This is a genomic window from Oscillibacter sp., assembly GCF_032060045.1.
Lineage (GTDB): Bacteria > Bacillota > Clostridia > Oscillospirales > Oscillospiraceae > Oscillibacter.
The window spans coordinates 1-607 of the sequence record NZ_DAMBZJ010000042.1 but is presented as its reverse complement, the minus strand read 5'-3'; the positions used below and the strand labels follow the sequence as shown (position 1 = coordinate 607).

The following is a 607-nucleotide window of genomic DNA, read 5'->3' as shown; positions in this document are numbered from 1 at the left end:
AAAAACTCCACAGCGTCAATGCCGCCTATACATCTGCCACCGTCCTTCAAATCAAGCATGTTGCCCGCCCCCTCACTCATTTTCCTCGTCCTCCAGCGCGTCCCGAATCTGGTCAATATTGGCCAGCACCGTATCCATCATAGCGTCTGTCTGGACGGCGTTTGCAATGACCGCCTTGTCTCTAACGTCACATCCAAAATATCCCGCAAACACGTCTCCGTCCGGCAGAATCGCGCACACGGCAATTTTCTCCGCCTTTTCCTCAAAAAGCGTCCGCACGCATTCCTCCAGCCACCGGGCGCATTTTTCATTTTCAAGGTTTGCCATGGTTTCCCTCCAAAATCCTGATTTGACACGGAGCCACGCCGTCCGGAAAATAAATCTCCACGGTAATCCCCTTGCTTTCTTTCCGCGCAGCCGGGTCTATGATCCCCGCGCCTCCCGCTTTCAAGGCGGCAGAAAGCGCGGCGCCACACTTTTTCTGTACGTCCTTTTCCCGCAGTACCGGTGCGCGTTTTTGCCGTGGTCCCGGATTTGGCCGAAGCTCGTTCCGAATCCGCCAGCCCTGCACCGTTGCCACGCTGCAATCAAACGCCGCGGCAATCTC

At 56.0% G+C, this 607-nt stretch carries 2 protein-coding genes; both read right to left on the bottom strand.

Features of this window, described 5'->3' with window-relative positions; all coding sequences use genetic code 11:
* Nucleotides 1–72 precede the first annotated feature (72 nt).
* On the bottom strand, nucleotides 73–327 hold the full coding sequence (locus tag RT018_RS13810; RefSeq protein WP_312942872.1) for a hypothetical protein: 255 nt from the start codon (nucleotides 325–327) through the stop codon (nucleotides 73–75).
* On the bottom strand, nucleotides 314–607 hold a 294-nt coding region (locus RT018_RS13805; protein ID WP_312942871.1), incomplete at its 5' end, for a hypothetical protein. The genes RT018_RS13805 and RT018_RS13810, both read right to left, overlap by 14 nt.

Excerpts from the sequence above, each read along its gene's own strand:
- RT018_RS13810 (WP_312942872.1), bottom strand. The coding sequence starts at position 327 with ATGGCAAACCTTGAAAATGAAAAATGCGCCCGGTGGCTGGAGGAATGC.